The 18512-nt window shown below is 36.8% G+C and carries 15 protein-coding genes and 2 pseudogenes; 5 read left to right on the forward strand and 12 right to left on the reverse strand.

Annotated features, from left to right (window positions below; translation table 11 throughout):
- Positions 1-265: 265 nt before the first annotated feature.
- From CJZ72_RS01820 to CJZ72_RS01830, 3 genes are all read right to left on the reverse strand, one after another.
- On the reverse strand, positions 266-2323 hold the full coding sequence (locus tag CJZ72_RS01820; protein WP_081134855.1) for a M60 family metallopeptidase: 2058 nt from the start codon (positions 2321-2323) through the stop codon (positions 266-268).
- A gap of 579 nt (positions 2324-2902) precedes the next feature.
- Positions 2903-3316 (reverse strand): hypothetical protein, encoded by a 414-nt coding sequence (locus CJZ72_RS01825; protein WP_081134856.1) that lies wholly within the window; start codon positions 3314-3316, stop codon positions 2903-2905.
- 74 nt (positions 3317-3390) lie between these two features.
- Positions 3391-4212 carry a helix-turn-helix domain-containing protein gene (locus tag CJZ72_RS01830; RefSeq protein ID WP_081134858.1) on the reverse strand — a complete coding sequence of 274 codons (822 nt, stop codon included), beginning with the start codon at positions 4210-4212 and terminating at the stop codon, positions 3391-3393.
- 404 nt (positions 4213-4616) lie between these two features.
- Here CJZ72_RS01830 and CJZ72_RS01835 point away from each other — a divergent pair, with 404 nt between their 5' ends.
- From CJZ72_RS01835 to CJZ72_RS15025, 4 genes and pseudogenes are all read left to right on the forward strand, one after another.
- The gene (locus tag CJZ72_RS01835) at positions 4617-4838 is read left to right on the forward strand and encodes a hypothetical protein (RefSeq protein ID WP_157728878.1); all 222 of its coding nucleotides are present in this window, start codon (positions 4617-4619) and stop codon (positions 4836-4838) included.
- Between the two features lie 172 nt (positions 4839-5010).
- A complete protein-coding gene (locus CJZ72_RS01840) occupies positions 5011-5940 on the forward strand; it encodes an ATP-binding cassette domain-containing protein (RefSeq protein ID WP_081134861.1) in 930 nt (309 codons plus the stop codon).
- On the forward strand, positions 5933-6709 hold the full coding sequence (locus tag CJZ72_RS01845) for a hypothetical protein (protein WP_081134862.1): 777 nt from the start codon (positions 5933-5935) through the stop codon (positions 6707-6709). Before CJZ72_RS01840 ends, CJZ72_RS01845 begins: the two co-directional genes overlap by 8 nt.
- A gap of 145 nt (positions 6710-6854) precedes the next feature.
- A pseudogene (locus tag CJZ72_RS15025) lies at positions 6855-6974 on the forward strand (DUF3788 family protein); the annotation flags it as partial.
- Positions 6975-6996: 22 nt separating this feature from the next.
- Here the strand turns inward: CJZ72_RS15025 and CJZ72_RS01855 are convergent.
- Together CJZ72_RS01855 and CJZ72_RS01860 are read right to left on the reverse strand one after the other, a co-directional pair.
- Entirely contained in the window at positions 6997-7923 is a 927-nt protein-coding gene (locus tag CJZ72_RS01855; RefSeq protein WP_081134864.1) for a sensor histidine kinase, read from the reverse strand.
- On the reverse strand, positions 7920-8606 hold the full coding sequence (locus tag CJZ72_RS01860; RefSeq protein WP_081134868.1) for a response regulator transcription factor: 687 nt from the start codon (positions 8604-8606) through the stop codon (positions 7920-7922). The genes CJZ72_RS01855 and CJZ72_RS01860 overlap by 4 nt, the downstream gene beginning before the upstream one ends.
- A 646-nt stretch (positions 8607-9252) precedes the next feature.
- Here CJZ72_RS01860 and CJZ72_RS01865 point away from each other — a divergent pair.
- Positions 9253-9702, forward strand: a pseudogene (locus CJZ72_RS01865) (transposase family protein); the annotation flags it as partial.
- 346 nt (positions 9703-10048) lie between these two features.
- Here CJZ72_RS01865 and CJZ72_RS01870 read toward each other — a convergent pair.
- From CJZ72_RS01870 to CJZ72_RS01900, 7 genes are all read right to left on the reverse strand, one after another.
- Entirely contained in the window at positions 10049-10312 is a 264-nt protein-coding gene (locus CJZ72_RS01870) for a type B 50S ribosomal protein L31 (RefSeq protein ID WP_005875735.1), read from the reverse strand.
- Positions 10313-10410: 98 nt separating this feature from the next.
- Entirely contained in the window at positions 10411-11706 is a 1296-nt protein-coding gene (gene rho, locus CJZ72_RS01875) for a transcription termination factor Rho (RefSeq protein ID WP_005875733.1), read from the reverse strand.
- Positions 11703-12974: a UDP-N-acetylglucosamine 1-carboxyvinyltransferase gene (locus CJZ72_RS01880; protein WP_005875731.1), complete on the reverse strand. Its 1272-nt coding sequence runs from the start codon at positions 12972-12974 to the stop codon at positions 11703-11705. The genes rho and CJZ72_RS01880 overlap by 4 nt, the downstream gene beginning before the upstream one ends.
- A gap of 368 nt (positions 12975-13342) precedes the next feature.
- The gene (locus CJZ72_RS01885; RefSeq protein ID WP_005875729.1) at positions 13343-14212 is read right to left on the reverse strand and encodes a class II fructose-bisphosphate aldolase; all 870 of its coding nucleotides are present in this window, start codon (positions 14210-14212) and stop codon (positions 13343-13345) included.
- A gap of 548 nt (positions 14213-14760) precedes the next feature.
- Positions 14761-16371, reverse strand: a complete 1611-nt coding sequence (locus CJZ72_RS01890; protein WP_081135294.1) for a CTP synthase — start codon at positions 16369-16371, stop codon at positions 14761-14763.
- A 326-nt stretch (positions 16372-16697) separates the two neighbouring features.
- Positions 16698-18038, reverse strand: coding sequence for a type I glutamate--ammonia ligase (gene glnA, locus CJZ72_RS01895; RefSeq protein ID WP_081135297.1), 1341 nt, complete (start codon positions 18036-18038; stop codon positions 16698-16700).
- 32 nt (positions 18039-18070) lie between these two features.
- On the reverse strand, positions 18071-18463 hold the full coding sequence (locus CJZ72_RS01900) for a MerR family transcriptional regulator (protein ID WP_005875723.1): 393 nt from the start codon (positions 18461-18463) through the stop codon (positions 18071-18073).
- Positions 18464-18512: the final 49 nt, after the last annotated feature.

Consider the following 18512-nt stretch of genomic DNA (forward strand, 5'->3'; position numbering starts at 1 on the left):
TATATATGTGATGAGAATACTGTTATACCTTTGATCAAGGTATAACTTTACTATAGCAATAAATAACTGATACGAAGTTTCACTTTTTTCCATTACCAAGAAGTTCTTGCTTTTTTATTTGAGGTATTCAATATTCGCTCCAATAAACGAAAAAAGGAGGGACAAAAAATCTTGTCTCCTTCCTTCTTTATAGATATCTATTGACTTAGGACTTTGCATTTCTCATCATTTTTTCTTTTTAGTAATTCATGGGACTTGCAACGCTCTATCCTTTTATCTTCCATGCTGCTGAACGAGTAGGATCTTCCCCTTTATTCCACCATTTTGCTTGATAAGTGACATCATTGTAGGTGACCATATCACCTGCTACATAAACAGTCGCTTTATTCCAATTCTTTTTGACAGTATTTGTTCCTCCAATAGGTTCCCAGGCTTGTGAAGTATCTGGGGTTTCCCCTTTTACCCACCATTTTGCGCGATAAGTTACTCCGTTATATATGACAATATCGCCTTGTACATATGCTTTTTCTTTACTCCATTGCTGATTAGATCCGGGATCATTTATTGCTTCCCATACGTCAGAAACACCAGGTACCGCTCCTTTATTCCACCACTTTGCTCGGTAGGTGATTCCTTTATACGTTACGATATCTCCTGCCACATAAACCGACTCCTTAGCCCAAGTGTCAGAAGAACTATTTTCTTCTTTGGTGACTACTGTTAAACTCTGGCTTTTGTCTGACTCATTGTTTTTTGCATCATACGCACTGATTTGATAAGTATAAGTAGTATTGCTATTTAAATGAAGATCTGAAAAATTGGTTTGTCCTGTTTTTGCAATCCATTGACCATTTCGATAAATGTTATACCCTGTTACACCAACATTATCTGAAGCAGGATTCCATCTCAACTGAACAGAATCAGAAGTAACTGTTGCTACTATATTCGTTGGAATCGTAGGAGCTTGGGTATCTTCTTCGATATTGCCAATTTCTCCAGTCATCTCATCGCGATACTCCCAAATTTTCTTCGTTAGTTTTGGTAATGCCGCTAATTCTTTTTTACTCTCATTCGCTACTTCAATACCCCATTGCTCAAAAAATGGAGTTAGATTTTTTCCACTGATCTTTGAAGCAGAAACTACAAAATACTGGCGTTTTGCTTGTTCAGACGAAAGAGACTTTTGTTCTTCTCTATAGCGTTTATGTAAATTAGGATAGAAGTCTTCTCCAAAAGCAAGTTCTAATTGCCAAAACATTCCTAATCGCATCCAAACATCTTGCTGATCAAACTCTTTTTTTGTTTGATTCAGATAGTTAAACATTTCTCTGTAAGTATTGCCCTCTTCTAGTCGACTACGTTGCCCAAACGCTTTTTGTGCCCGTAAAGAATAGATATTGACCGTCACTTCGACCATATCATGCCAATCCATACGTTCCATTTGATAGGTGTGACCAATTTCATGCCACATGCCCCATTGATTTAATTTTTCAGGTTCTAATAACGCATCCATAGTTTCCGTATGATAAGCGGTGTGTTGATAAAAAGCATACATAAAAGCATCCGCTTCTTTTGTTTCACGCATGTGTTGAACCAAACCAGTTGGCCTACGATGTAGCGAAGAACTTCCGTCCAATCCTGCTGTTTGATCATGAAGTCTCACCACTTTTTCCTGTGTTTCTAAAATTTTCGTTGGATCTTTGACTAGATGAATAGATTCATTTGAACCAGTAATCAATACTGTGTCACCCACTAGCTCGTACCCTGGTGCATCGGGATAATTACTTACTAATTCTTGCCACTCCTGATTTGTTGTTTCGCCTAGAATAAATCGCGGAACAGTAATCCCACCCCTGATTTCTACATGAATACTTCCTTGTGCTGTTTGTTCGGTTTCATTTTGAATATGAATGATTCCTTCCATACTCCCAGCAATGATATTCTTGCCCTTTTTTAGTGTCTTACCAGAGTTTGCACCTTCGTTATAGTCATTCAAAGCAATACCTGAAATCGTATAAGAAGGCATTTTTCGCTGATCCGTCTGCTCATCCACATAAATTTCAATGACTTCGTGTGCTCGTTTGTAGATACCCGTTGATTGATTCGTACTTGGACCAAACCAATTATCTAAAATTCTTGCACGATAATTTTCGACATGTTCACTTTGCTTGATTTCCAAATACTTGGCAATATTTTGATTTGATTTTGTTGTACTTGATACGAACTCTCTTTCATTTCCTTCGACTTCCACACTTAACCTGTTTGAAAAAAGAATGATCCCTAACATTGAACAACAAAAAAGAAGCTTTTTTTTATTTTTCATAATTTCTCCCCATCATTTTTATTTGTGTACAAAATAACGGTATCATAAATAAAGAAAAGATTTATCCATCTTTTCCTTTGAATAGAAATTAATAAAAAAATACAAGAAAATTAGCTTTTTTCTTTTCAGTTCAACATTTCACTGGATAAAAAACAAAATCACTTTCTTTTTAAAATAACTGAAATACAAATGATGTTTTTCAATCTGTTAGAGAAATCACTTGTTGCATTTTCTGATTTCATCAGCAATGAGGTTGGGACAGAAGTGTTTAACTCCGAGAAATAAGAAGGAGTTGCTTCCGCTCCCACCCTTTATTCGTTTTTAAAGAATAAGACAAAAGTGTTTCTTACTTTTGTCCCACTCTCCTTTTTACAACTTAGATCCCTGTTAGATAAAATGCTATTCTTTTGTGTTCAGTAACTTGTTTCAAGAGATTTTACTTGTAAAATAATCCAAATAGGAAAGAACTCAATCAATTTTTAACCCCAAAAAAATCAGCGTTTTTGGAGGTATTTTTGCACTAAAAGTTTTAACCATAAAAAGAAAACCAGTCTAGATTATCCAAACAGATGTATATCTCTATAATTGTTCAAGGGCCGTAGCTAGATCGTCTAATTTGGCGGCAAATGCATGTTTTGCAACTGGTTTTAATAGTTTTATCGGCAAACTACTATTTGCTTTTTCTGGAAAAAGCAATGTTTCTGCTATTTCTAAATGACCATTCTCTTCTATCAATTCAAATACAACCTGATAATTTAGATGATTTCCTTTATTATAATAGATAACTTGATCACCATTCCTTTCAACTGTCATCACTTCATTATCGTTTAATGATTGATGTGACCGACTAATCTTCAATCCATTTTGCTGTTCTGCAATCCAAGCAATATCTGAGTCCCATTTTAAAATGTTGTTGGGATTTTCTAGGAATGCCAATGCCTTTTCTTTGTTTTGTAAAATCATTACGATATTTTTAAATAGTGGTTTATTCATATAAACTACCTCCTCTATTTGATAGATATAGAATATATGAACATGGCTATTAATAATAATTAGTATCCTAATAATCAAGATATATCTTTAAAAACTTTTTCGCTGAACAGTTGTTCAAATAGTTTGCTATGCTGAATACTGTCCCGTTGCTTATTCTCTTCCCCTGTTTTCTCTGCTATCTTAGCTGCTAGAAAAAATAAATTTCCGAGCATAAAATGAGAATCATGAGTCGTAATAAATGCAATTCCCTTCTCAATTGCATTATAGGAATTTACCAACATATTTAAATTTAAGTAAGCATAGGCCTGAAGATAGAACAAAATATTCAGATTTTTTTCGTATTCTACAGTATCGATATTTCTCATTGCTGCCCGTATGTTGTTTATTGTACTTTCTTTTTTGCCCAATTGTGAATACACAACAGCCTCTCCCATCAAAGACAGCAGACTTATCGTGTTATCTTGCGATTCTGCCAAGGCTAGTTTGAAACTTCTAAGGCTTTCTTGTTTATCCCCTTCAATATGGAATTGGCTACAAGCTAAGTAATAGTAGTAAGCTTGCATTTGTTGGACTGTATCAATTGATTGAAGTACTGTCTCTTGGTTCAAAAATTTATTGAGCGCGATATAGTCATGATTGTTACATAGTTCCTCGCACTTTTCACTAAATTTTTCGATAGGGCTTATTGCATAATGATCATGAAGGATTAATCGATCGGTATTTAAATCAAGTCGCTCACATAGTTTTACTATTATTTGGGCATTTGGAACATATTTACCAGATTCAATAAACGAAAGCATGGACTGAGAGCAGATTCCTACTGCAAGATCATATTGAGAAAAATTTTTTTCTTTACGTCTTCTTTTTATTTCTTTACCAAATACTTGTCTTTCCATTTTTAATGCTCTCCTTCCAAATACATCATGCCATCTGATATATATTTATAAATGTCCTGTTCTCTCATACTGCCAAAATAAAAAAACACCGATCCACCATAAAAATAGCCACCTGCTTAATTATTGCTATTGGTGACAAAGTATATGATTATAGAAGGATATAATATTTTTTAATTTTTCAAAGCAACTTCCTAACCCCATAAAGAAAAAATATAAACCATCTTTGATTTCTGTGGTCTGCCGTACCTTATTGAATCGTAATAACACTAGCTTATTTTCTTTTTTATTATACCACCACATAAAATTTCGCAGATATTTTTTTCAGCGTACTTTGTTTCATCTAAGCAAACAGATAATAAAAGAAAACTACTATGCCAATTAAAAACAACGATAACTATTCGATAATGAAGAGCAAACAACACATATTAGAATTATTTCTGTTATCTTTAAAAAAATTTATCGTCAGCCACAAACAGTTAGGAACTGAAAATTTGGGAGCTCCAGTGTTACGTATAACCCGTCATGCGTATCTTCTCGCTAAAGCACTTCTTCAAGCAAAAAGAAAATACTTTACTACTTTTTCTTTTATGTTTAAAGATATATCTTGGAGTGTGGGACAAAAGTAAAAAACACTTTTCGTTGATTTCTTCTTATTTCTCGGAGTTAAACACTTCTGTCCCAGCCTCAACAAAAAATTTAGAAACATTTGAGAATTGATAACTAATTATTTGAAATATACTCTTTATACTTAAATTATCAAAGGGAGATACCTTTTAGAAAATTTCAGGAGGGAAAAAAATGGAAACAATTCTAACATTAGAACAAGTTTCTAAAACCTATGGGCATCAAAAAGCATTAGATCACGTTTCTTTGAAAATACCCAAAGGATCAGTTTATGGGTTGATTGGGCGAAACGGTGCCGGGAAAACCACTTTACTAAAAACCATTACTCGATTGATTCCACCTACGAGTGGTACTGTGTCGCTATTTGGCTCTACTACAAATCAAGAATGGACCAAGGCGCTCCATCGCTGTGGCTCCGTGATTGAAACGCCGGTAGCCTATGATCAATTGACCGCTAAAGAAAACTTGTCTTATTATTGCAAACTACGGGGGATTCTCAATAGTCAGCAGGTCATCAAAGATACATTAGAGCTAGTTGATCTAGCTGATACTGGAAAAAAGAAATTCAAAGATTTTTCCTTAGGTATGAAACAAAAACTAGGTATTGCCATCGCAATCTTATCTAAGCCAGATTTTTTGATTTTAGATGAACCAATCAACGGTCTTGATCCCATTGCCATCGCTTCTTTTCGCCATTTGATCAAGCGACTGAATGAAGAATACGGCATGACTATCATTATTTCTAGTCATATTTTAACTGAACTCTACCAAGTAGCCACCTGCTTTGGGTTCATCAATAATGGTGTTTTCATCAAGGAAATAGCGAAGGTGGACTTTGACCAACTTAGCGAAGATTATATTGTCTTAAAAACACCTGACTCCGCACAGGCCAGCACTCTTCTAAGGGATCAGTTTGCTTTTAAAATCAAAGTGGTCAGTCAAAATGAACTTCACATCTTTGAACAATCACACCAGATAAATGAAATCACACGTTTATTGGTGGCAAAAGAAATCATGATTGAGGGAATTTATTACCAAAAACAAGACTTAGAAAATTATTTCACCCATTTGATTGGTGACAAGGAGGAACATCCTCATGATTAATGCGATTCGAGCTGATTTCTATCGGTTACTTCACACAAAAGGTTTTTTCATTACTCAAATTGCTTTGATTTTAATCATCATCGTTTCCGTTTTCACTCAAGCACTAGGCTCTGCCGGAGTCATGACTGAACAATTGAAACATTTACAAAGCGGTGCTCTCGATCTAAAGTGGGACAGCTACCAAACAGTCATTGCTATGAGCACAATGGCCGCTTATCTCATCTACTTCTCTTTACCGCTGTTTGTGATGATTTTAGGCTATGATCTAACTAAAAAGACTTATAAGAATCAATTAGCAATCGGGATTTCTCGTTGGTATTTCTTTATGTCCAAGTATCTGATTTTCTTATTGATTTCCGCTTGCCAATTTATATTTTATTACGGCTTTACCTTCCTAGCAGCAGGCATTCGTTACGGATTTGGTACTCCACCAGAAAATTTCTGGGGCGATCTTCTCCGCATGATGGGGATTCAATTTATTACTTTTCAAGCTATTTTCGCGGTTGCCTTATTACTCTTGACCCTGACATTTTCGAACGTATCAGCAGTCATCGGTGTAATTGTAACTTCCATGGTTCTTGGCATCATTTCGGCTGTTCTGCCTAAAGTTGAATGGCTAAAATATTTTGACTTCCAGACAAATATCAATATCGCCTGGTTAAAAGATATGCCTGAGCATTATTGGCTAAAAGCAATCATAGCCGCATTAGCCTTTACGATTATCCTTGGTTGTCTAGCCTATCAAGGCATACGAAAACGTGATCTATAAAAAAAGAGGTCGAGACAAAAGTCGTTTAGGTGTGAGAAATTTGAGAGAAAAAAGGCTGGGACAAAAGTGTTTCTTACTTTTGTCCCACGTTTTTTTTTTAATTTCCGAAAAAGCTGACTGTTGGACGCCGTTTATTTGAGAGAGGCTGGGACAGAAGTATTTAACTCCGAGAAATAAGAAGAAATGAACGATAATTGCTTTTCAAATTTTTGTGAATTTCGGCTTATTTCCGAAGGAGTTGCTTCTGCTCCCGCCGTTTATTCGAGAGTCTGTGGCAAACCTGATTTTTAGCTTTGTACCACATTCTTTTTCGTATTTTTCACCTGTACCAAAGGCCAGGATAACATCACTTGAAAATCCTCTTCTTCTGCTGATAGTTCCAGATACCCTTGACTTAAAGTCACCAATTCTTGAACAATAAATAGACCTAATCCTGAAGAATCCTCGCTATCTGCTAAATTCTCAGAATAAAATCGAGTAGTCAAGCGAGCTAAGTTTATGATTGGCTGTTGCGTTTTGTTTCGCAAAATCAGCTGCATAAATTTCCCTTCACGATGCAAACGGATCGTCAGGTCATCTTGCCCATGTTTCAATGTATTACTAAAAAGATTTTGCAAGATGCGTTCTAATAATTCCAGATCATTTTCGATCCACAAATCTTCTTCAATCTCCAAAGTTACCTTGAATTGATACTGTGTGAGTGAATCATAATATGTGAGCAGCTGCTCCTTGAAAAATTGACTGAAATTAAGCGCTACTAAGTCTGGTTTTACATTATTTTCCAATAGATCTTGATATTCCAACAATACTTCCAAGCGATTAGCCACAGTTTTTAAGTTCTTTTCGATCTTATCTAGCGTTTGAGTAGCATCTGCTGCCAAGTTTGTGTGTTTTAATTGATAAAGATAGCCATTCGCTATAGTCAGAGGTGTACGAATATCGTGGGTGATGTTATGGATGGCTAAATCTAATGTAGCTTTTTCCTGTTGACTTGTTATTTGCAACATCTGCAATTCAGAAAAAAGATCATTGATTTCCTGAATCATCTGATTCAAAGCACGACTATACGTTTTTGTTGTTAATACAACATTGGAATGATTCTTCCGTTTTTCTTGTATTTCTTGTGCACTCTTTTTGATTCCCAGTACTTGTCGCACATATAAACTACCAACTAGCAGACATAAAAAAGTGATAAAAACTGTATAATAGATCATTCTGAAGCTCCTTTTAGTCGAACCCCTAGTCCCCAAATCGTTTCGATATACTCTTGACTCTCGTCTAGTTGCGCAATCTTTTTTCGTAAATTACTTAAATGTGTGTTCAACGTATTGTCACCGGTCAAATAAATTTCGTGCCAAACATTTTCATATAACTGTTCCTTCGTAAAAATTTGCTCAGGATGTTCCATCAACGTCTTTAAAATTGCAAATTCTTTTTTTCCTAGACGAATTTCTTGATGTCCCTTTTTCAAAGTAAAATCTCGACCATCTAAAATCAGCTCACGAAATTTCCAACTGGTGATCTCTTGTTGGTTTTGTCCTGATCCATTACGCAACTGCACTGTAACACGAGCGAGTACTTCATCTAAATCAAAAGGCTTCGTGATATAATCATTCGCTCCATCTAGTAATACTTGACTAACCTTTTTCTTATCACCTAAAGCAGTTAGCATAATAACAGGTACATCACTACTCTTTCTTATTTCTCGTAACACTTCTTCGCCATTTTTTCCTGGTAACATAATATCCAGTAGTACTAAATCAAAGGATTCTTTTTGAAAGTAAAGTACTGCTTCTGTACCAGAAAAAGCTGGCTGCACTTCATAATATGCTTGTAAATGCTGACACAGTATTTCATTGATTTCATCCGTGTCTTCTACAACTAAAATCTTTTCCACACTTTTCACCTCATCTTTCAAAAATAGTCCCCTTACTTTCAAAAACAATCGTCACATCTAGCTGGTTGTTTCCCCAGTCAAATTTCAAATGACGCTTCCTGAACTGCGCTCATCCTAACGTGTCCAGCTCACTCTTGACACTATTAAAACAAAGCCAGCCTACTGATTTCTCAGTAAAATGGGCTCGCTACTTAATCGTTATTGGCACGAAATCGTTGCATCGAACATGGGGATTGATTGGTTTTTAACTTCTGAGCGATTCCTTACTTCCGTAATGGAAAATAGACGCTATCTTTTTTAGTTCGTCTATCAGCTTGTAATAAATTCAGAGACTCTAATGATCTCTTGTCTTTTTCATCATACCACTCACATAAAAGTTCGTATATGCTTTTTTGCTAGAGGACTTAGCTTCCTGTATATAAAGCTGAGGCTATAGTACGTGGTTTTCTTTACGAACTAAATTAGAGAATTAAAAACAAAAAAAATAAAAGAACAGAAAGAGTTTTTTGGGCTCTATAATTTGGTTCTATAATATTTGGTGTTGTTACTCTTAGGAGTAGGAACGCCAATTATTTTTTTTATAACAAAAAGACATCTGGTTGTCCTATAATTAAATCGCCAAACCCAATCATAGGAGGAAAACCAAATGTCCACTAATAAGAATATCAAAATTAAAGAAAAAAGCATAGACAACATGATCAAACAACTACTAAATATTAAAGATTCGAATCTCTCTTTTTCTAAAGATGCCGTGAGTAAACAAAAGATCAAAGGCCGGATGTGCACTGTTTTTACTGGCGTTTTAACCTGCCATCCGCCTCGTTGTGAACATTGTGGGTTTGATTCTGTGATTCGTCACTCGTTTAAAGAAAGCTGTATTCAGCTGCTTCCTTATCAAGAAGTACCTTCTTACTTACGCCTTTTCAAACAACGATTCTATTGTAAAGAATGTCACCATACTTTTTCAGCGAAAACCTATTATGTAGCGGAAAATTGTTACATTTCTCAAGCGTTGAAATTTGCGATTGCCGTGGATTTAAAAAAGAAACTATCCATGAAAGATATTATTCAACGGTACTTCGTCTCTTCAAAAACCTAGAAAAGGAATAATGACAGTACCTTTAGGCTTAATTCTAATTCGATTCTCAATTTTTTTCATTATCGTTTCAGCCATAAAAAACACCTCGTAAATGAATTATATATCAATCAAAACGAAATCGCTACAAATACTTTCATATAGACTTATAATCATATTTTAAAATAATAAAATAAACGTTTTCTTTATTATTTTTTTAATATTAATTATCGACATATGCATATACTTCACTACCGTAAACTTTCGCAATAAAACACAGACCAAAGTAGTATCACTATTATAGAACACAAAAAAACAGACCCCACCGTAGTGAAGTCTGCTAAACCTTGATTGCTCAATGTTTTTATTATTCCGCAGCGTTTGCGTCTTTGAGACCGTATTTTTTGTTGAAACGGTCCACACGTCCGTCTGCTTGTGTGAATTTTTGACGTCCAGTATAGAATGGATGTGAGTCAGAAGTTACTTCGACACGGATGACTGGGTATGTATTACCGTCTTCCCATTCAACTGTTTCTTGTGAAGATTTTGTTGATCCTGACAAGAATTTGAAACCAGTTGTTGAATCCATGAACACTACTGGATGGTAATCTGGATGGATGTTTTCTTTCATGCTTTTTTCGCTCCTTTGCCCTGACCCATTTGCTGAATCAGAGTTGATTTGTCGATATACAACAGTAATATCTTAACATGTTTCTTATAAGGTTGCAATTATCTTTTTAGATTTCTTGTTTGATTTTTTTTACTGAAAGATACATCTTGAAATTCTTTGAAGAATTGCTGATTATTCTTAGTTTTTCGTAAAAAACGAATCAATTGTTCTGTGTATTCTAAAGAATCACCTGTCATATTTTTTCGAAGTTTCCAGATTTCTTCTAGTTGTTCGCTTGGCATCAATAGTTCTTCTTTACGAGTACCAGATTTCTTGATGTCGATAGCTGGGAAGATCCGGCGTTCCGACAAGTCACGAGAAAGTTGCAATTCTAAGTTACCTGTTCCTTTGAATTCTTCATAGATGACATCGTCCATACGACTACCGGTATCTACTAATGCGGTTGCTAGAATCGTCAGGCTACCACCTTCTTCGATGTTTCTAGCTGCGCCAAAGAATTTCTTTGGTTTGTATAAAGCTGCTGGATCGATCCCACCGCTTAGTGTACGGCCACTAGGAGGTACGACTAAATTGTAGGCACGAGCCAAACGTGTGATACTATCCATCAAGATGACCACATCGCGCTTGTCTTCTACTAGACGCATCGCACGTTCTAAGACTAATTCAGAAACTCTTGTATGATTTTGTGGTTGCAAGTCAAATGTGGAAGAGACAACATCTCCTTTGACACTGCGTTCTAAATCCGTCACTTCTTCTGGTCGTTCATCGATCAATAGAACGATCAATTCGACTTCTGGATGGTTTTCTGTAATCCCATTAGCAATTTCTTTTAAGACGGATGTTTTTCCAGCTTTTGGAGGAGCTACGATCAGTCCACGTTGACCGAACCCTACTGGAGAAAATATATCGATCATTCTAGTAGAAAGGCGTTGTGGCGTTGTTTCTAATCGAAGTTGTTCTTGTGGATAAAGAGGTGTCAGCGCTGGAAAATGAGGCCGTTCTTTTGCTTCTTCCGGATCTTTTCCATTAACGCTTTCAACGTGCATCAATCCATAATAACGTTCAGATTCTTTTGGCGGACGTGCTTTACCAGCAACTTTATCCCCATTTCGCAAGCTGAATCGTCTGATCTGTGAGGCAGAGATATAGATATCTTCTACACTCGGTCCATAATTGATGGGACGCAAGAAGCCATACCCATCTTGACCGACGATATCTAATATCCCTTCCATGTAATAAAATCCTTGCTCTTCTGCTTGTGCACGAATGACTGCTAAGGATAACTCCTTTTTGTTCATCTTACTATAATAAGGAATTTTAAATTCTTTTGCGTAATTATATACTTCTTTCAGCGTCTTATTTTCGAGCTCTGCCATCGTTAAATAATCACTCATTCAGCTTCCACTTCCTCCACCATTTGAATTTCAGCACCTAATGCTGTCAATTTTTCAATTATATGATCATATCCCCGTAAAATATACTCTACGTTATAAATCGTTGTTGTTCCTTCAGCAAGTAAACCTGCAATGACTAAACATGCACCTGCTCGAAGGTCAGAAGCAACTACTTCAGCACCGTGCAATTTATTTGGTCCATTTGTGATGATCAAATTTCCTTCAACGGAGATATCAGCGCCCATCCGAGCTAATTCCGGTACATGATTTACTCGTTTTGCGTAAATGGTATCTGTGATTTCAGATGTCCCTTTTGTCATTAATAAGAGTGGCGTAAGTGGTTGTTGCAGATCCGTAGCAAACCCAGGATAAGGATAGGTCATGATGTTGGCTGCTTTCAAGTTTTTCGATGGAAAGACTTCGATCTCATCTTCACTGATCGTCATATTCACACCGATTTCCTGAAGTTTTGCAATAAAACTTTCTAAATGTTCATAGATGACGTTTTTGACTTTGATCCCGTTGCCGACCGCTGCTGCTAGGGCAAGATAGGTGCCTGCTTCGATCCGATCAGGAATCATAAAATGACGACACCCATGAAGTTGTTCCACTCCTTCGATCCGAATCACGTCGGTACCTGCACCGCGGACTTTTGCGCCCATATTATTCAGTAGAGTTGCGACATCGATGATTTCTGGTTCACGTGCAGCATTTTCGATCACTGTTTGACCTTTTGCTTTAACTGCTGCAAGCATCACGTTGATCGTAGCTCCGACTGATACAACATCCATAAAGATGCGATTGCCTTTTAATGACTGTTTATCTGTTCGTAAATACATCGCACCATGCTCATTACTAACTGAGGCACCTAAAGCTTCAAATCCTTTTACATGTAGATCGATTGGTCGAGGACCTAAATAGCAGCCACCAGGAAGACCTACGACTGCTTCCCCAAACTTTCCGAGCAATGTACCCATAAAATAGTAAGAAGCGCGTAAACTATTGATTTTCCCACTTGGCATGGGTACTGAAACGATTTCTCGGGGATCGATTTCTAAAACATTTTGTGAAAAATGGACTTTTGCGCCCATGATCTCTAAAATCTCGATTAACGAATGAACATCTTGAATATCAGGTACACCTTCTAGAATAACTGGAGAATCTGCTAAAATAGCTGCTGGAATCAACGCAACTGCGCTATTTTTTGCACCACTGATCGTTACTTCACCAGTAAGCGGGCGATTTCCATTGATTATGATTTTTTTCATTGATTTCCACCTTGTAATTGTTCAAATTTATTGCATATGCTTGTATTTTATCATAGATGAAAAAAAGAAACGAGTTTCGTTGATTTGATTTAATAAAAGTGTGTGAATTTATGAGTGTGGGACAAAAGTAAGAAACACTTTTGTCTCATTCTTTAAAACGAATAAACGGCGGGAGCAGAAGCAACTCCTTCTTAAATAAGCCGAAATCCACAAAAATTTGAAAAACAATTTTCGTTGATTTCTTTTTATTTCTCGGAGTTAAACACTTCTGTACCAGCCTCTCCTAGTTACTCATTTGATTCATTCTCCAAAACAAAAAACCGCAAAACGGGAAACCCCATTTTGCGGTATTCTTAATTTTTTTGAAATTAAGCTTTGTTAGCTGAACCGAACCAGTCGATATGAGCTTCTGCATCTTTGATGATTGCAGCTTTACCTGGTGCTAATAATTTACGAGGGTCAAATCCTTTACCTTCGCGGTCTTTACCAGCTTCGATATATTCACGAGTAGCAGCAGCAAATGATAATTGGAATTCAGTGTTAACATTTACTTTTGAGATACCCATTGAGATAGCTTTTTCGATTTGGTCTTGAGGAATACCTGATCCGCCATGTAATACTAAAGGCATATCTGGACCTACAGCATCAGCAATTGCTTGTAAATGATCAAATGCTAATCCTTTCCAGTTTTCAGGATATTGTCCGTGGATGTTACCGATACCGCATGCTAAGTAATCGATACCTGTAGCAACCATTTGTTTACATTCTTCGATATCTGCTAATTCGCCGTTACCGATGATTCCATCTTCTTCGCCGCCGATTGAACCAACTTCACATTCTACAGAGATTCCTTTTGCATGTGCTTTTTCAACAACGTCTTTAGCTAATTTCAAGTTTTCTTCAAATGGTAGATGAGAACCGTCGAACATAACTGAAGTATAGCCTAATTCGATACATTCTAAAGCAGCTTCGTAGTCACCGTGGTCTAAGTGGATTGCAACTGGAACAGTGATGTTCATTGTTTCAACTAAATCAGTGATCAAATCTTTACAGATTTTGTAACCACCCATGTATTTAGCTGCACCCATTGAAGTTTGGATAAGTACTGGTGCTTGTTTAGCTTCAGCTGCTTCAAGGATTGCTTGAGTCCATTCTAAGTTGTTTGTGTTGAATCCGCCGACAGCGTAACCGCCTTTACGAGCAGCTTTTAAAAATTCAGCTCCTGATACTACTGGCATAATAAATTCCTCCTAATTTTTGTAAAACTAAATTTGTTAAGACTATTCTTAACCAACGAACCTATTTTACCAAACATTTCGGTAGTTTTCTACTAAAATCACCGAAAATGAAAATTTTCAAGAAGTTTTTTGTAAAAAATAAGACTTCTACTCGTTATAAATGTGAAAAACTGGTTTATCCATCCACTCTTTTAAGGCAATCAATAACAAAATATAAAAAGGGCGGAACAGAAGTATTTTACTTCGATAAATAAACAAAAATTCACGAAATTTACTTTTTAAGATTTTTATGAATTTCGGCTTATTTGTGAAGAAGTTGCTTCTGATCCCACCGCTTGTTCATATGTAGAACGAATGTAGGACAAATCTAAAAAACAGTTTTGCTGCAGACTTTAATTTCGAATTGATGGTGTCCGAAAATCAGTTTTTTCGGAAATCAAAAGAAAACGAACAATACAAAAAACGTATTGTTCGTTTTGTTCTCCAATTTCTCAAACCTAAACGACTTTTGTCTTGACCTCGTTCATTACGCTTTCTAAAAAGCTTTTTTATTTTCCTTCACGTTCAGATAACGCAGCGCCAACAAATGCTTTGATCAGTTTTTGTGGACGGTTTGGACGAGAAATCAATTCTGGATGGAATTGGCAACCCACAAAGAATTTTTTATCTGTCAATTCTACGATTTCAACCAAACGATTGTCTGGTGATACCCCTGAGAATACCAAGCCGTTTTCTTCGAATAATTGACGATATTTATTGTTGAATTCATAACGATGACGGTGACGTTCTTGAACAACATCTTCTCCATCATAGGCTGTCGCTGTTGTCGTTCCTTTTTTGATCTTGCATGGGTAAAGGCCTAAACGTAGTGTTCCACCAAGGTTTTCGATATTTTCTTGGTCTGCCATCAAGTCGATGATGTTATTAGCTGTATCCGGATTTGTTTCAGCAGAGGCTGCATCTTCTAACCCAACTACATTACGAGCGAATTCCACACATGCCATTTGCATTCCTAAGCAGATACCTAAAAATGGCACATCATTTTCACGGGCATAGCGGATAGCTTCGATCTTACCTTCAAGACCGCGATCACCAAATCCGCCAGGAACTAGGATTCCATCAGCATCTTTCAAACGTTCCTCTACATTTTCTCTTGTTAGATCTTGTGATTTGATCCATTCCAATTCGATATCAGCATCAAACGCAAAACCAGAATGTTTCAATGCTTCCACTACAGAAATGTAGGCATCTGGAAGTTCAACGTATTTTCCTACTAACGCAATACGCACTTTTTTCTTCAGATTCAATACTTTTTCTTCTAATTCTTTCCATTCAGTCATATCTGCTTCTGGTGTGTCTAATTTCAAGTGTTCGCAAACGATACGATCCATGCCTTGTTTTTGTAAAAGCAATGGGATCGAATAAAGTGTATCTACATCTGGAGATTCAATGACTGCTTCTGGTTCGACATCACAAAATTGTGCCAATTTATTTTTCACGTTTTGTGAAACTGGTTGTTCTGTACGCACAACTAAGATATTTGGTTGGATACCTAGACCACGAAGTTCTTTTACACTGTGTTGTGTAGGTTTTGTCTTCATTTCACCGGCAGCTTTTAAGTAAGGAATAAGGGTTGTATGGACGTACATCACGTTGTCCGCACCGACATCTGCTTTCATTTGACGTAGTGCTTCTAAGAATGGTAGAGATTCGATATCGCCAACGGTCCCACCTACTTCAGTGATAATGACATCTGAATCCGTCATTTTTGCTGCGCGCATGATTTTTTCTTTGATCTCATTCGTGATATGTGGAATAACCTGTACTGTTGCTCCAAGGTATTCCCCTTTACGCTCTTTACGAAGTACTTCAGAATAAATTTTTCCTGTGGTAACATTGGAGTATTTGTTCAAATTGATATCGATAAAACGTTCGTAGTGACCCAAGTCCAAGTCAGTTTCTGCTCCATCATCTGTTACGAATACTTCCCCATGTTGATATGGGCTCATTGTCCCTGGGTCCACGTTGATGTATGGATCAAATTTCTGGATAGTTACCTTTAAGCCACGATTTTTCAACAAACGACCTAATGAAGCCGCAACGATTCCTTTACCAATCGATGAAACTACGCCGCCCGTTACAAAAATGTATTTTGTCATAAGTTCAAAAACTCCTTCTTGTTTTATCTGCAGGAAAAGTCTCAGAAAATAAACAAAGCTCCCTATTCTAACTAGAATAGGGAGCCAAAATTTCTGCAAACTTCTGACCCTTTAAAAGGGTGCCCAAGGTGTATAATACATTCAGAATTATTGAAAGTCAAGTACTCATTTCCATTCAATACGTTTTCATTTTGATTTTATTTTTTCTAACGATTGCTATGAGGCCACTTCTGCAAATCCACTTTTCAAGAGATGACCTCAAAAAACGAGTAAAATAGCAAAGAAAGAAGCGTCAGTTTTACCTTACGCTTCTTTCTTTCCTGTTTTTAGTACAATTCTAGATATTGTTCTCTTTCCCATTCTGAAACGGTTTGTCTGAATGCAGCCCATTCTAAACGTTTGGCTTCTACAAAGTTTGCGAAGATGTGTTGGCCTAATGCGTCGATCATTACTTCGTCTTTACGTAATTCTTTGATAGCATTGTGGATAGTTGATGGTAAATCTAAAATATGTGCTTCTGCACGTTCGTCTTCATCCATTACATAGATATTGCGGTCAACTGCAGCTGGAGGAGTGATTTCATTGCGGATACCATCTAAACCAGCTTGAAGTAAAACAGCCATTGCTAAGTAAGGATTAGCAGAAGGATCTACTGAACGCAATTCTAAACGAGTAGACAAGCCACGTGATTCTGGAACACGGACTAGTGGTGAACGGTTGCGTCCACTCCAAGCAACATATACAGGTGCTTCATAGCCAGGAACTAAACGTTTGTATGAGTTCACTGTTGGGTTACATACAGCTGTATATGCGCGAGCGTGTTTCAATAAGCCACCTAAGAAATGGTATGCTGTTTGGCTAAGCTCTAAATCGCCGTCTTTATCGTAGAAAGCATTGCCTTCTTCATTGAATAAAGACATGTTGCAGTGCATACCTGAACCATTGATACCGAATAGTGGTTTAGGCATAAAGGTTGCATGTAATCCGTGTTTGCGAGCGATTGTTTTTACGACTAATTTGAATGTTTGGATATTGTCACAGGCGTCTACAACATCAGCATATTTAAAGTCGATTTCATGTTGGCCAGGAGCAACTTCATGGTGAGAAGCTTCTACTTCAAATCCTAAGCTTTCTAATTCCAATACGATATCACGACGGCAGTTTTCGCCTAAATCTGTAGGAGCGAAATCGAAATAACCACCTTTATCATTTAAAGTAGTTGTAATCTCACCGTCTTCGTCTAATTTGAATAAGAAGAATTCTGGTTCTGGTCCTAAGTTGAAAGAGGTAAATCCAAGGTTACGCATATCTTTTAGTGAACGTTTCAAGTTTCCACGTGGGTCCCCTGCAAATGGTGTGCCGTCTGGATTATAGATATCACAGATCAAACGAGCAACTTTTCCATGATCGCTTTCCCAAGGGAAGATCATCCAAGTTGAAAGATCAGGATACAAATACATATCACTTTCTTCGATACGTACAAATCCTTCAATAGAAGAACCATCAAACATCATTTTGTTTTCTATAACTTTGTCAATTTGGCTAACTGGTACTTCTACGTTTTTGATTGTTCCTAAAATATCAGTGAACATCAATCTTAAAAAGCGAACATTCTCCTCTTCGATGATTCGTTTAATTTCCTCGCCTGTTATCTGTTTCTTTACCATGATATCCCTCTTCCTTTTTTTGTCTATTTCATTCAGTCAAAAAATTGTCTCTGCATTCCTTGTGACTGATAATGCCCTGTTTTGCTTAATCCGCCCTGCGCCAAGATCTCATCACGAAAAATTTGGCGAACGTCATGGTCAGTCAGTGGCTTCTTACTTTTTTCTTCCTGTTTTTTCGCTTGAGCCATTTCATACACTCGCTTGATCCCAGCCATATTCAGCCCATCAGAAAGATAATCTTTGATTTCTAACAATATATCAATGTCATTCAATGAATACATACGGCGATTTCCTTCGCTTCTTTCAGGATGAACAAAATCTTGCTCTTCATAGTAGCGAATTTGTCGCGCGGATAAATCAGTTAATTTCATCACTGTACCAATTGGAAATACTGACATTGATCGGCGCAATTCCTTTTCTCCCATCAGACGTCCCCTTTCGTTTCATAAGTTGTGTAAAGTATACCAATCACTA

This window comes from Enterococcus durans (assembly GCF_002277935.1).
GTDB lineage: Bacteria > Bacillota > Bacilli > Lactobacillales > Enterococcaceae > Enterococcus_B > Enterococcus_B durans.